Here is a 13,451-nt window from a genome sequence, read left to right on the forward strand (position 1 = left end):
CCCGATCAGCTCAGCAGGATCGTGCGGATCTCCTGCCAGCTCTCGGCATCGGGCGCGCAGAGCAGGCCGAGCGTCGGTTGGGCCGGCCGATAGGGCTGCCCGTCCAGCATGCGGACATGGCCGCCGGCCTCGGCATAGATCAGCGACCCCGGCGCGTGATCCCAGGGGCTGAGCCGGCCATAGAGCAGGAAATGGCCATTGCCCGCGGCAGCGAGCCGGTATTCATGGCCGCAGCAGCGCAGCGACGAGACATTGCCGAAGGCCGGCATGTGGCCGGGCAGCTTGCTGCGCAGCGGCTCCGGAAAATACTGCCAGCTCATCATGCCGGTCATCTCGCGGGGAGCCGCGGCCGGCGCCACCCGCAGGTCGCGGCTCTTGCCGGCGGCGGAGCCGAGCCAGGCGCCCTCGCCGCGCAGCGCCATCGCACTGTCCTCGACGATGGGATCGTGGATCACCGCGGCGACGACCTCGCCTTTGACCAGCACCGCGGCCATGACGGCGAAGAGCGGCAGGTCGGAGGCGTAGTTGAGGGTGCCGTCGATCGGGTCGATGACGACGGCGAGCTCGGCATCGCCGAGACGCTCGACCAGCGCCGGATCGGCCGCGACCGCCTCCTCGCCGATCAGCACGGCGCCTGGAAAGGCCCGGGCGAGCTCGGCGCTGATGAAGCGCTCCGCCGCCTCGTCGGCCTCGGTGACGAGATCGGTCGCGGAGCGCTTCTCGCGGATCTCGCCCTCGGCCAGGTTGCGGAAGCGCGGCATGACCTCGCGGCGGCCGGCCTCGGCGAGGATCCCCGCGAGCGTCTCATGGTCCTGGCGTGTGAAGATCATCGTGGTCCAGTCGGTTAAGCGGCGATCAGTCGAACTCGACGAGGATCGGCTGATGGTCGGAGACCTTGGTCTCGACATCGCAGATGACGGTGCGCGCACGCGCCGCGAGATCGGGCGTCGCCAGCACATAGTCGAGGCAGCTGGGCTCGCCATAGATCTGGTCGAACAGGTTCGCGGTCGGCGGATGCGGCGCCTCGCCCATCACCGACGGCCAGAGGTCGACGAATGGCGGCTCGCCACCCTCGAATGGCGCCAGCAATCGCGCCAGCACGGAATCGTCCGGGCGCATGTTGAAATCGCCAGTCAGCACGGCGCTCGCCGCGCTCGGCGTCATCCGGTAGGTGTGCGGCCCGGCCTCGCGCGGCCTGGCGTGGCGGGCGAGCGCCATGCGATGGGCCTCGCGGATGCCGTCGACCTGCGCGGCGCGTAAGCGCGACGACGAGTATTCGAGATGCGTCGTCATCAGCCGGACCGGGCCGAGCGGGGTCAGCGCCACCGCCTCGATCAGCATGCGCGGCATGTTGCGGGTCTCGGCCGCCTCCCAGGGCAGGAGATGGCGCAGCGCCTGGGCCACTGGATAGCGCGTCAGCAGGAGGTTGCCGAAGCGACTGCGCCCGCCCCTGCCGTCATCGACATCGACGCCGATGCCCTCGATCGCAGTGAAGCCCGGCAACAATTCGGCGAAGCGGGCGAACTGGTCGGTCTCGTCATTGCCGTCGAGCTCGGGGAAATTATCCGCGACCTCCTGCAGGCAGAGCACGTCGAAATCCGCCATCTGCCGGGCATGCGCGACGACGCGCGCCGGATCGACGCGGTTGTCCATGCCGCGGGCCCACTGAATGTTCCAGGTGATCAGCCGCATCTCACTTGATTCCCGTCACTTGATTCCCGCGCGCATGAAGCTCTGCACGAACTGGCGCTGGAACAGCAGGAAGCCGACCAGCAACGGCGCCGAGGTCATCAGCGTCGCCGCGCAGATCACCGCCCAGTCGATGCCCTGATCGCTCGACGAGAAGACCTGGAGGCCGACCGTCAGCGGCCGCGACTCCACCGAATTGGTGACCAGCAGCGGCCAGAGGAAGTTGTTCCAGTGATAGCTCACCGAGACCAGCCCGTAGGCGATATAGGTCGGCTTGGCGAGCGGCACATAGACCTTCATCAGCACCTGAAGCGGGCTCGCGCCCTCGACGCGGGCAGCGTCGTCGAGCTCCTTGGGCACGGTCTTGAAGGTCTGCCGCAGCAGGAAAATGCCGAAGGCCGAGGCGATATAGGGCAAGGCGATGGCCGGGATCGTGTCGATCAGATTGACCCTGGCAAGCGTGCGGTAATTCTCGACGATCAGCGCGTCCGGCATGATCATCAGCTGTGCCAGGATCAGCGCAAACGCGATGTCCCTGCCCCAGAAATCCTGCCGCGCCAGCGCATAGGCCGCCAGCGTCCCCAGCACGAGCTGGAAGGCCAGGATCATGGTGACGAGGATGAAGGTGTTGAGGAAATAGCGGGCGAAGGGCGCGGCTGCCCAGGCGCGGGCGAAGTTGTCCAGCGTCAGCGGCGCGGTCAGCACGAAACGGGTCGTGTATTCGGCTGGATGAATCGCGGCCCAGACGGCATAGGCCAGGGGCAGCACCCAGATCAGAGCGAGCAGGATCGCGCCGGTCGATTCGAGCGTCAGCGCCAGGCCCTTGGGCGCGTAGGGGTCGGGACGGCTGGTGGCCACCGGCTGCGGTCGAGGCGCGCCGCTCATTGATAATGCGTCCTGCGTTCGAGCCAGCCATACTGGACGAAGGCGACCAGCGCGAGCAGCAGCAGGAGCACGCAGGTCAGCGCCGCGGCATAGCTCGTATCCCAGAAGCCGAAGCCGACCTGGTAGATGTAGAACAGCAGCAGCGTCGTCGCATTGTCAGGGCCGCCGCGCGTCATCACGAAGATATGGTCGATCATGCGGAAGGCGTTGATCACCGCGTTGATCAGCACGAACAGCGTCGTCGGCATCAAGAGCGGGAACTGGACACGCCGGAAGAAGGTCCAGCGCGAGGCGCCCTCGATCGCCGCGGCCTCTCCGAGGCTAGGCGGGATCGCCTGCAGCGCCGCGAGGTAGAAGATCATGAAGAAGCCGGCCTCCTTCCAGATCGCAACGATGGTGACGGCGTAGAGCGCGGTGTCCTGCGACCCCAGCCAGTTGGTGCTGCGCCCGCCAAAGGCCGCGACGATCTGCTCGAGCAGCCCGTATTGCGGGGTGAAGAAGAACAGCCAGATATTGGCGACCGCGATCATCGGCAGGATGGTCGGGGTGAAATAGGCCATCCGGACCAAAGTGCGGCCGGCGATCTTGTCGTTGACCCAGACCGCCATCAGCAAAGCGAGCGCGATCGAGGCCGGGATCGTGCCCGTAGCGAACCAGAGATTATTCGCCATCGCCTTCCAGAAGATCGGGTCGGCCAGCATCTGCTGGTAATTGTCGAGCCCGACGAAACGCGCCGGGCGGCGCGCCCGCGGGGTCGACATGAAGCTGTCGACGAAGCTCGCGATCGCGGGCCAATGCGTGAACAGGGCCAGGCAAGCCATGGCCGGCAGCAGCAGCAGCCAGCCATGGATCGTTGCGGTCGCGCGGTTGCTCATCGGCTCAGCGATAGGCCTTCAGGATGCGCTCGGCTTCCGCCTGGGCGTCTGCCATCGCCTGCGCCGGCTGCTTCGTGCCAGTGATGGCCGCCTGCAGGCCGTCATTCAGCGCCTTGGCGACGCGCTGGTTCTCATGGGTCGAGAGCTCGGCGACAGCGGTCGGCAATTGGTCGCGGGCGACGAGGGCTTGCGGGAAATCGGCGACGTATTTCTTCATTGCCTCGGTCTCGTAGGCCGCCGGCGTCACCGCGACATAGCCGGTATCGGCGCTCCATTGCGCGGCCCGCTCTGGCGTGGTGATCCAGCGCACGAATTTGAACGCGGCCTCCTGCTCGGCCGGGCTCGCCTTCTTGGAGAGGTAGAAATTGCCGCCGCCGGTCGGGCTGCCCGGCTTCTTGCCGGCGGGCAGCACGCCGACGCCGAAGGGGAATTTGGCGTTGGCCCTGACATTGGTCAGATTGCCGGTGGTGGTCCACATCATCGCGACCTTCTTCTCGAAGAAGTCGCGCGGCGTGGTGCCCCATTCGACGATGCCGGGCGGGTGAACCTTGTACTTCTGCGCCAGGTCGACCCAGTACTGCAGCGCCTCGACGACGCCGGGATTGGCATAGTCGGTCTTGTCGCCGGCCGCATTGGCGAGAATGGCGCCGGCCTGCGTGGTCAGCCCCTGGAAGAGCCAATAGGGGAAGCCGGAAGACGGGATCTGGATGCCCCATTGGCTGGTGTTGCCGGCAGCATCGCGCTTGGTCAGCTTCTGCGCGAACTCAAGCTGCTGCGCCCAATTGGTCGGCGGCTTCTCGGGATCGAGCCCGGCCTCCTTGAACAGCTCCTTGTTCCAGTAGAGCACCACCGTGGAACGCTGGAACGGAATGCCCCAGGTCTTCCCGCCCGTCTGGCTGTTCTCCATGAAGCCGGGGAAGAAGCCCGACAGCCACTTCTTGTCGTCCTCAGTCTTGATGAAGGGGTCGAAGGGAACGATCGCTTCCTCGTCGATCAGGGTGAACATGTCGGTCGAGAGCAGCACCGAGAGCACCGGCGGCGTGCCGCTCTTATGCGCGGTCAGCGCTTTGACGATGGTCTCCTGATAGGTGCCGGCATAGATCGGCTTGACCTTGATGGTCGGGTTGTCCTTCTCGAATCCGGCAGCATAGCTGTCGATCAGCTTGGTGATCGGCCCGCCCACAGCGACCGGATAGAAGAAGGACAGCTCGGCCGATTGGGCGAGCGCCGGTTGCGCCACCGCAAGCGAGCCGGCCAGGGCCGCGCTGCCGCCGATGAATTCACGCCTGTCCATATCTCGCTTGCCCATCTCTTGTACTCCCCTTTGTACGGCGTCTTGAACGCCTCGGTTGTTCAGTCGTCAGTCGAGGACGAGCCTTTGCTCGGTCTTCAGATCGAACCAGTGCACCGCCGCCTGTGACAGCTTGATGTGCACCCGCTCGCCTGCCGCGGCGCGGACCTTGCCGGGGCGGCGCACGATGAAAGGCTGGCCGTCGATCCGGGTCTCGACCAGCGTGTCGGCGCCGAGATATTCGACCGCCACGACATCGGCGGCGATGCCGGCATCGCTGAGTTCGGTCATCTCGGGCCGGATGCCGACCGCAAGCTGGCCCGGCTCGGCATGGGCCGGGGCTGAGAGATCGGCGCCGCCGCCGCCCGCCAGGACCGAGGCGAGCGGGATGACGTTCATCGGCGGCGTGCCGACGAAGCGCGCGACGAAGATCGTCGCCGGGTTCTCGTAGAGCTGGTCGGGTGGAGCATCCTGTTCGATCCGCCCGTTGCGCATCAGCACGACCTGGTCGGCCATCGTCATCGCCTCGACCTGATCATGCGTGACATAGACCATGGTGATGCCGAGGCGCTGCTGCAGCTCGCGGATCTCGCGCCGCATCTCGACGCGCAATTGTGCGTCGAGATTGGAGAGCGGCTCGTCCATCAGGCAGACCGGGGCTTGCGCGACGATCGCCCGGCCGAGCGCGACGCGCTGCTGCTGGCCGCCGGAGAGCTGCGAGGGCTTGCGCTCGAGCAGGGTGCTGAGCCCCAGGATCGAGGCGGCGCGGGCGAGCCGCTCGTCGCGATCCGCGCGCGAGACCTTGCGCACCCTCAGCCCGAACAGAATGTTCTCCGCCACGGACAGATGCGGAAACAGCGCATAATTCTGGAACACCATGGCGATGCCACGCTGCGAGGGCGCCGCGCGGGTGACGTCGCGCCCGCCAATGGCGATCGACCCGGTGCTGCTGTCCTCCAGCCCCGCGATCAGCCTGAGCGTGGTCGACTTGCCGCAGCCGGACGGGCCGAGCAGTGCCACGAGCTTGCCGCCCGCGACGGTGAAGCTGACGTCATCGACGGCAGCAGTCCCGCCCCAGCTCTTCGAGACGGCTTTGAGTTCTACCGAAACCATCCGCGACCCGGCCCCCAGCAAGGCGTCGTGAGCAGGACGCTTGCCTGCCGGTTACGAGCCGAGGCGCGAGCATGATGCTAAAATTTGTGCGGAGACAAGAGCGTGCCGGCGCAGGCTTGGCCAGCTGTTACGCGCCCGGCTTCGCAAGCCCGACCGAATTGCGCAGGACGAGCTCGAAGGGCAGGATTTTCTGCACGGGAGCGGCCGCCTTGCCCTCGATCAGGTCGATCAGGATCAGCGCGACCTCTTCGCCGGCCCCCCGGATCGACGTCATCGTGGCGGTGAGCGGCGGCGAGAGATCCATGGCGCTGCAGCCCCTGACGCCATCGTCGTGGCAGGCGACGGAGATATCGCGCCCGACCACCAGCCCGTGCTCGGCGAGCGCGCGATAGACGCCGCGTGCCTGAAAGACCGAGCCGCACAGAAAGGCCGTGGGCGGCGCGGGATCGTCCAGCCGCCGCATCGCGGTCTCGTAGCCGGTCGCCTCGGTCATCGAGACGAACTCGATGGCGCCGGGCGGCGGCGCAAGCCCGCGCGCCGCGAAAGCCCGCTCGAAGGCGGCGGCTCTCGCGGCGACATAGCGAAACTGGGCGAGGCCGTTGATCACGACGATGCGGCGATGGCCATAATCGAGGAGCAGGTCCGTCAACCGCTCGAAGGCGTTGTCGTTGTCGGTGTCGACGAAGGAGAAGGGCTCCTGCGCCTGCGTGCGGCCATGCACCACGAAAGGCAGGCGCAAGGCATTGAGCAGGGCGATGCGCGGATCCCTGACCAGGGGGCGGGTGATGATCACGCCATCGACAGATTTGGACGAGGCGAGCTTGCGCAGGACGCTGGCCTCGTCATCCTCGAATGGCGACAGCAGCAGATTGTAGTTGCGCGCGGTGACGGCCGTCGAGATTCCCGCCAGGACATCGACGAAGTTCGTTTCCGGGAGCTGGAGGCGCTGCAGCGGGAAGACCAGGCCGATGGTCTCCGTCCGGCCCGTCGCGAGGCTGCGCGCACGCGCATTGGGACGATAGCCCGCGGCCTCCGCCGCCGCGATCACGCGGCGGCGCGTCGCCTCGGGGATGCCGGGATGCGCGCGCAAAGCGCGGCTGATGGTCGATTGCGAGAGGCCGAGCGCAAACGCCAGGCTCTTCAGATCCGCGGTATCCTGATGCAAGCGCTTGCTTTCCGTCATTGCGAGACCGGGGATCAAGAGGCCGGTCCCCTGCATTTCGCGACGAATCTAGACCGTTACGGCCTCGATTGACAAATGCTATCGGCATTCTAGCATGCAAGCGCTTGCACAATACACTGGTCAACAGTGAAGCTCTGGGAGGAATTCTGATGAGGTTTGCGACGATCGCCCGCTTGGCGCTGCGCCGGCCGCTGCTGGCCGCGACGATTGCGCTCGGCATCCTGTCCTCGGGCGCCGGCGGCGCTCGAGCGGTCGAGATCCAGTACTGGCAATATGTCTTCGACACCCGCGTGCAGGCGATGAGCGAGGTGATCAAGCAATTCGAGACTGAGAATCCGGGGATCACCGTCAAGCAGGTCACCTTTCCCTATGCCGACTATCAGACGCGCCTGATCGCGGCGAAGGCGGCGGGCCGCGGACCCGACGTGATGCAGCTCTTCTATGGCTGGCTGGACACCTTCATCGCCGGCAAGCTGGTGCAGCCCTTGCCGAAGGCCAGCTTCAAGGATGCCGAGATCGAGCGCGACTTCTTCCCGATCGTCTCGGCGATGAAGCGCGGCGGGCAGTATTACGGCCTGCCGACAGCGGTGCGCAGCATGGCGTTGTTCTACAATAAGGACCTGTTCCAGAAGGCGGGGCTCGATCCCGACAAGCCGCCGCAGACGCTGGACGAATTGGTGGCGGCCGCCAAGGCGATCACCAGGCGCGATGCCGCTGGCAATTTCCAGCAAGTCGGCATGGCGCTCGACATCGCGCGGCAGGACCACAATTGGTGGCGCGAGATTCTCGTGCGCCAATATGGCGGCGAATCCTACAGCACTGACGGCAGCAAGGTCGCCTACAACAGCGAGGCCGGCGCCAGATCGCTCGAATTCTACACCGGGCTGCAGAAGCTCCATCGCGTCGGGCAGGAAGGCTTCATGGATGAAGGCCAGGCCGCCTTCCGCGGCGGGCTCGCCGGCATGGTGGTCGACGGCACTTTCCGCATCGCCTCCTACAAGACCATCCAGGGCTTCAAATGGGGCGTCGCCGAGCTGCCGACGCAGGACGGCAAAAGAGCGAATTTCGGCAGCTATTTCGCCAACGCCATCGGCGCTTCGGCGACCGGCGAAAAACTCACTGCCGCCGAGAAGTTCCTGGCTTTCATCTCATCGGAAAAGGCGATGACGATCTGGCTCGAAAAGGTCGGCGAATTGCCCGCCCGCCGCGCGGTGGCGCTGACGGAGGCCAACATCAAGGACCCGATCTACGGCCCGTTCATCCGCGGCCTGGACTATGCCGCGACGCCGCCGATGCTCGACGAGGCGGCCCAGCGCCAGGTCTCGATCGACATGATCAACGCCGTGCTCCTGAAGAATACGCCGATCAGGGAGGCGCTCTCAGCGGCCGCCACGCGCGAGCAGGCCATCCTCGACAAGTTCAAGGGCAAGTAAGGGCCGATCGATCCGCGAGCCAACAGGAGGACCGCGCATGACCGCGCTGCCATCGCCCCGGAGCACCGGCTTCGGCCACCCCTGGGCAAGGTTGTCGATCGCGACGAAGCAGATCGTCTGGGCCTGGACGTTCCTGGCCCTGCCCGTCCTGTTCTTCTCGGCCGTTCGCTTCTACCCGACGCTCCAGGGGTTCTATCTCTCGCTGACCGATTGGGACCTGCTCAACGAAGCCCGCTTCATCGGGCTCGACAATTACCGCAAGCTCTTCGCCGACCCGGTTTTCTGGCAGGTGTTCCGCAACACCTTCGCCTATCTCGTCTTCGGCACGCCGATCGCGATCATCCTGTCCTTCGCCATCGCCTATTATCTCGACCGCGTCACCGTCCTGCACGGGCTGATCCGGGCGCTGTATTTCCTGCCCTATCTGACGACCGCCGCGGCGATGGCCTGGGTCTGGCGCTGGTTCTACCAGCCCCCGCCGATCGGCGTGATCAACAGCATCCTGGGCTCGCTCGGCCTCCCGGCCCAGCCCTTCCTGCGCTCGATCGAGCAGGCCTTGCCGGCGATCATGCTGACCGCGATCTGGGCGCATCTCGGCTTCCAGATCATCATCTTCATGGCGGGCCTGCGCGCCATCCCGACGAGCTATTACGAGGCCGCGCGCATCGACGGGCTGGGCGAAGGCGCAATCCTGCGGCGCATCACCATTCCGCTGCTGAAGCCGACGACGGTGTTCCTGGTCGTGTTCTCGTCGATCGGCTTCCTGCGGATCTTCGACCAGGTCTACAACATGACCAGCAACGATCCCGGCGGGCCGCTGAATTCGACCAAGCCGCTGGTGCTGATGATCTATCAGACCGCCTTTTCCTCCTACCAGATGGGCTATGCCGCGGCGCAGACCGTGGTGCTGTTCGTGATCCTGTTCTCGATCTCGATGGCGCAGCTCTGGATCCTGAGGAGCCGCTGAGATGAAACGAGCGATATCAACGGCTTCCGTTCGCTTGCCATCACCCGCACCGTCATTCCGGACAAGCCGCGCAAGCGGCGCAGCTCCGGAATCCATCGGAGGGCTCCGGAGCTCTACGATGGATTCCGGATCTCCGCTTCGCTGTGTCCGGAATGACGGCGCGGTTGATGGCGAGCTGTCAGAGATCCCTGAGATCGCTTGCTTCATGTCAGGCCAGCCTCTGAGGAGCCGCTGAGATGAGCGCGCAGACCGAGCCCGTGCCGGCCTATGGCTCCTTGCGTCCCGGCCGCATCGTCGCCTGGACGATCCTGTTCCTCGGCGGCGTGGTCATGATCACGCCGCTGCTCTTCATGTTCTCGACCTCGCTGAAAACGGCCGGCCATGTCTATGATCTGCGCCTGATCCCGGACCAGCCGACGCTTGCCAACTACGTCAAGGTGCTGTCCGACGGGCGCTTCATCCGCTGGTTCGCGAACTCGACGCTCATCGCCACGGTCGTCACCCTGTCCTGCCTGTTCTTCGACAGCCTCGTCGCCTACACGCTCGCCAAATTCACATTTCCGGGCCGGCGCCTCGTCTTCCTGGCGATCCTGTCGACGCTGATGATCCCCACCGAGATGCTCGTCATCCCGTGGTATCTGATGGCCAGCAAGCTCGGCTGGATCGACAGCTATCTGGGCATCATGTTCCCGGGCCTGGTCACAGCCTTCGGCGTCTTCCTGATGCGGCAGTTCTTCGAGACCGTGCCGAATGATTTCCTGGAGGCGGCGCGGGTCGACGGGCTCAACGAGTTCGCAATCTGGTGGAAGGTGGCGCTGCCGCTGGTCACGCCGGCGCTGTCGGCGCTGGCGATCTTCACCTTCCTCGGCAACTGGACGGCCTTCTTCTGGCCGCTGATCGTGACGACCGATCCCTCGCTCTACACGCTGCCGGTCGGCCTCTCCAGCTTCGCGGTCGAGCAGTCGATCCAGTGGGAGCTGATCATGACGGGCGCGGCGCTCGCCACCCTGCCGACCCTGGCGATCTTCCTGTTCTTCCAACGCTACATCGTGCGCGGCGTCATGCTCGCCGGAGTCAAGGGCTGATCCATGGGTTCACTGCAGATCAACGACCATTCGCGCTTTCCCGATCCGGTCTATCGCGAGACGGTGCTGAAGCCGCTCTTCGACGGCGCCCGCCATTTCCACGCGCAGGCGCTGCGCCGCATCGATCGCGCGCATCTGGTCATGCTGGTCGAAACCGGCATCCTCGATGCCGGCCAGGGCGCGGCGATCGCGCGCGCGCTGCAAGCGATGGAGCGGGAGATCGATCCAGCCGCCCTCGCCTATGGCGGCGATGTCGAGGACTATTTCTTCTACATGGAGCGCGAGCTCAAGCAGCGCGCCGGGGCCGATATCGGCGGCCGGCTGCACACCGCCCGCTCGCGCAACGACATCGACCACTGTTTTCTCAAGCTTGGCCTGAAGCCGCGCATCGACGGCCTGCTCGCCGCATGCCGCCGCCTGCTGGCGGGGCTGATCGCGGTGGCGACGCGCGACCGCGATGTCCTGATCGTGGCCTATACCCATGGACAGCCGGCCCAGCCGACGACCTATGGACATTATCTCGGCGCGATCATCGAGGTCATGATCCGCGATATCGAGCGGATCGAGGCGGCGCGCGCGATCGTCGATCTGAGCCCGATGGGCGCGGCCGCGATCACGACGTCGGGCTTCCCGATCGACCGGCATCGCGTGGCCTGGCTGCTCGGCTTCGCCGCGCCGCTGCAGAATGCCTATTCCTGCATCGCAGCCACCGACTATCTGACCTCGACCTATAGCGCCATCGGGCTGCTGTTCCTGCATCTGGGCCGGCCGATCCAGGATTTCCAGTTCTGGTCGAGCTTCGAGGTCGGCCAGCTCTATCTGCCCAACGCCTTCGTGCAGATCTCCTCGATCATGCCGCAGAAGCGCAATCCGGTGCCGTTCGAGCATCTGCGCCATCTCGCGAGCCAGACCTGCGGCCGGGCGCGCGCCGTCGTCGACGTGATGCACAACACGCCCTTCACGGACATGACCGACAGCGAGGCCGAAACCCATGAGATGGGCTACCAGGCTATAGACGCCGGGCTGCGCGTGCTTGACCTGATGACCGCGACGATCGAGGCGGGGCGGATCGACCCCGACCGGGTCGCCGTCAATCTCAGCCGGTCCTGTGCCACGATCACGGAGCTGGCGGATTGGCTGGTGCGCAGCGACGGGCTGTCCTTCCGGCTCGGCCATGAGATCGCCGCCGATGTCGCGCGCGCCGTCGTGGCGATGGCGGGCGACCTTCCGACAGACGGCTTTAGCGCCTTCAAGACGGCCTTCGAGCATCATGTCGGCCGCTCGCCGGCCGCTGACGCGAGCGAATTCGCACGGATGGTCTCGCCCGAGCATTTCGTCGCAGTGCGGGACCGTTTCGGCGGTCCCGCGCCTGCCGCGCTCGAGCGCGCGCTCGACGGTTATCGCGCGGCGTTAGTGGGTTTCGAGACAAAAGCCCAACAAATCGCCGCGCGTGAGGCGCAAGCCGCAACCGAGCTCGACCGCCGCATCCTCGAAATCGCGGACGGTGCATGATGGCACGCATCGAGCTGCAACAGATCGTCAAGCGCTACGGCACCGTCACCACCGTCCGCGGCATCGACCTCACCATCGAGGACGGCGAATTCGTCGTTCTCGTCGGCCCCTCCGGCTGCGGCAAATCGACGACGCTGCGGATGATCGCGGGGCTGGAGCCGATTTCGGGCGGCACGCTGCGGATTGGCGGCGAGGTGGTCAATGACCGCGAGCCGAAGCACCGCAACATCGCGATGGTGTTCCAGAACTATGCGATCTACCCGCATCTGACGGTGGCGCAGAATATCGGCTTCGGGCTCTACACGTCGAAGCTCTCCAAGGCGCAGAAGCAGGCCCGCATCCATGAGACCGCCCGCACGCTCAGCCTCGAACCTTATCTCGACCGGCGGCCGGCCGCGCTATCGGGCGGGCAGAGGCAGCGCGTCGCCATCGGCCGCGCCATGGTGCGCGATCCCGTGGCCTTCCTGTTCGACGAGCCTTTGTCCAATCTCGACGCCCAATTGCGCGGGCAGATGCGCCTGGAAATCAAGCAGTTGCACCAGCGCCTGGGCAGCACGATCGTCTTCGTCACGCATGACCAGGTCGAGGCCATGTCGCTGGCCGACCGTATCGTCGTCATGCGCGATGGCGCCATCCTGCAGGTCGGTTCGCCGATGGAGCTCTACAACCGGCCAGCCGACATCTTCACCGCGCGCTTCATCGGCACGCCCGAGATGAACATGATCGACGCCGTCGCGACGGATGGCGGGCTCGCGCCTGGGGCCAACGGCCCTGCGGTCGATCTCTCTCGCGTCACCGGGCTGCCGCCGCTCTCGCCCGGCCAGGCCGTGATCCTCGGCATCAGGCCCCACGAGCTGCAGCTGCTGTCGGGGGGCGAGGCCCCCTTCCCCATCCGCATCGAAGGCAAGGTGCGTGTCTGCGAGCCGCATGGCCCGGAAACCTTCGTGCTGCTGGACCTGCCGCAGGGCAGCGTGGTGGCGCGCGCGCCAGCGACGGCCTCCTTCAGGCCCGGCGAGACGGTCGCATTCGGAGCCCGGATGGCAGCTTTGCGCCTCTTCGACAAGCAGAGCGGGACGCTGATCGGCACCGCCTAGGCGCATTTTCGGGCGAAGCGGGCACCGGTTCGCCTGAAAATGCGATAGAACAAGGAGCTGGAGCATGTCCGCGTTTCGGAGAAGCGCGGACATGCCTTGGCTGCTCGCAGCATTGACTTCAGCTTGGCGAACGCGTCCTTGACCGGGTTGAATTCGAGATTGTCAGGCGGCAGATGCGAAAGCATGGCCGCATATCCACCTTCTGCGTTCAGCGTCGCGCACCGGTCTTGCGGCTTTCGCCGCTGTGCCGCAGCTTGTCTTGACGAACGCCGCTTGCTTCGGCCGGCGGCCGTCCGAATATGTCGAGGCTCGACCATGCGCACC

The 13,451-nt window shown here is 65.8% G+C and carries 12 protein-coding genes; 5 read left to right on the plus strand and 7 right to left on the minus strand.

Going from position 1 to position 13,451, the window contains the following annotated elements:
* Window positions 1-5 precede the first annotated feature (5 nt).
* The 7 genes from RMR04_RS19820 to RMR04_RS19850 form a co-directional block, all read right to left on the minus strand.
* Window positions 6-830: an inositol monophosphatase family protein gene (locus RMR04_RS19820; RefSeq protein WP_311910060.1), complete on the minus strand. Its 825-nt coding sequence runs from the start codon at window positions 828-830 to the stop codon at window positions 6-8.
* 25 nt (window positions 831-855) lie between these two features.
* Entirely contained in the window at window positions 856-1,692 is an 837-nt protein-coding gene (locus RMR04_RS19825; protein ID WP_311910061.1) for an endonuclease/exonuclease/phosphatase family protein, read from the minus strand.
* Window positions 1,693-1,707: 15 nt separating this feature from the next.
* The gene (locus RMR04_RS19830) at window positions 1,708-2,574 is read right to left on the minus strand and encodes a carbohydrate ABC transporter permease (protein WP_311910062.1); all 867 of its coding nucleotides are present in this window, start codon (window positions 2,572-2,574) and stop codon (window positions 1,708-1,710) included.
* The gene (locus tag RMR04_RS19835) at window positions 2,571-3,449 is read right to left on the minus strand and encodes a carbohydrate ABC transporter permease (protein ID WP_311910063.1); all 879 of its coding nucleotides are present in this window, start codon (window positions 3,447-3,449) and stop codon (window positions 2,571-2,573) included. The genes RMR04_RS19830 and RMR04_RS19835 overlap by 4 nt, the downstream gene beginning before the upstream one ends.
* A 4-nt stretch (window positions 3,450-3,453) precedes the next feature.
* On the minus strand, window positions 3,454-4,758 hold the full coding sequence (locus tag RMR04_RS19840) for an ABC transporter substrate-binding protein (protein WP_311910064.1): 1,305 nt from the start codon (window positions 4,756-4,758) through the stop codon (window positions 3,454-3,456).
* A 51-nt stretch (window positions 4,759-4,809) separates the two neighbouring features.
* On the minus strand, window positions 4,810-5,853 hold the full coding sequence (locus tag RMR04_RS19845; RefSeq protein ID WP_311910065.1) for an ABC transporter ATP-binding protein: 1,044 nt from the start codon (window positions 5,851-5,853) through the stop codon (window positions 4,810-4,812).
* Window positions 5,854-5,980: 127 nt separating this feature from the next.
* Window positions 5,981-7,018 carry a substrate-binding domain-containing protein gene (locus tag RMR04_RS19850; RefSeq protein ID WP_311910066.1) on the minus strand — a complete coding sequence of 346 codons (1,038 nt, stop codon included), beginning with the start codon at window positions 7,016-7,018 and terminating at the stop codon, window positions 5,981-5,983.
* A gap of 167 nt (window positions 7,019-7,185) precedes the next feature.
* On the opposite strand from RMR04_RS19850, the gene RMR04_RS19855 reads away from it, so the two are divergent.
* The 5 genes from RMR04_RS19855 to RMR04_RS19875 all read left to right on the plus strand — a co-directional run bounded on the left by RMR04_RS19855 (window position 7,186) and on the right by RMR04_RS19875 (window position 13,127).
* Window positions 7,186-8,469: an extracellular solute-binding protein gene (locus RMR04_RS19855; RefSeq protein ID WP_311910068.1), complete on the plus strand. Its 1,284-nt coding sequence runs from the start codon at window positions 7,186-7,188 to the stop codon at window positions 8,467-8,469.
* A 37-nt stretch (window positions 8,470-8,506) separates the two neighbouring features.
* Entirely contained in the window at window positions 8,507-9,436 is a 930-nt protein-coding gene (locus tag RMR04_RS19860) for a carbohydrate ABC transporter permease (protein WP_311910069.1), read from the plus strand.
* 236 nt (window positions 9,437-9,672) lie between these two features.
* A complete protein-coding gene (locus RMR04_RS19865; RefSeq protein ID WP_311910070.1) occupies window positions 9,673-10,521 on the plus strand; it encodes a carbohydrate ABC transporter permease in 849 nt (282 codons plus the stop codon).
* A 3-nt stretch (window positions 10,522-10,524) separates the two neighbouring features.
* Entirely contained in the window at window positions 10,525-12,033 is a 1,509-nt protein-coding gene (locus tag RMR04_RS19870; protein ID WP_311910071.1) for an argininosuccinate lyase, read from the plus strand.
* Window positions 12,033-13,127 (plus strand): ABC transporter ATP-binding protein, encoded by a 1,095-nt coding sequence (locus RMR04_RS19875; protein ID WP_311910072.1) that lies wholly within the window; start codon window positions 12,033-12,035, stop codon window positions 13,125-13,127. The genes RMR04_RS19870 and RMR04_RS19875 overlap by 1 nt, the downstream gene beginning before the upstream one ends.
* Window positions 13,128-13,451 lie beyond the last annotated feature (324 nt).

Source organism: Bosea sp. 685 (assembly GCF_031884435.1).
Taxonomy (GTDB): Bacteria; Pseudomonadota; Alphaproteobacteria; order Rhizobiales; family Beijerinckiaceae; genus Allobosea.